Below are 591 nucleotides of genomic sequence, written 5' to 3'. Positions count from 1 at the left end.
CAACAGCGATCTGTATGAATTGCGATCTAGTGGGTATGTGGATAACGATTACGTGTTTTTATTCCACAACACGGACAATAAAGACCATGAGTTTTATTTCAAAATTTTAGGGCAAAAAGACATCCACATCAAAAAGCCTTTAAACCCTATCGCCATTAAAGCCGGACGCTCTAAAAATATGGTAGTCAATATCAATCAAACTTTCACAAGAAACCCTACCACAGAATACACTTACCCCAATGGAAATGGCAATTATTATTCAGGCGGTTCATCAATCCCAATCCAGCTAAAGTTTAACAGCGTCAATGACGCCAAAAACCTTTTACAGCAAGCCGCCACTATCATGCAAGTCCTTACCACTCAAAACCCCCATGTGAATGGTGGCGGTGGGGCATGGGGGTTTAGCGGCAAGACCGGGAGTGTAGTGGATATTTTTGGCGAGAGTTTCAACGCGATTAACGAGATGATTAAAAACGCTCAAAGCCTTTTAGAAAAAACCCAACAGCTTAACGCTAATGAAAACACTCAAATCACGCAACCAGAAAATTTCAACCCCTACACTTCTAAAGACATAGGGTTTGCTCAAGAAAT

At 41.1% G+C, this 591-nt stretch carries 1 protein-coding gene; it reads left to right on the top strand.

The window, feature by feature from the left end; all coding sequences use genetic code 11:
• On the top strand, positions 1–591 hold a 591-nt coding region (locus BZK24_RS08335), incomplete at both ends, for a SabA family sialic acid-binding adhesin (protein ID WP_277921262.1).

This window comes from Helicobacter pylori, assembly GCF_001998165.1.
Classification (GTDB): Bacteria; Campylobacterota; Campylobacteria; order Campylobacterales; family Helicobacteraceae; genus Helicobacter; species Helicobacter pylori_DL.
The sequence above is the reverse complement of the archived record's forward strand: the minus strand, read 5'-3'. Positions and strand labels throughout refer to the sequence as shown.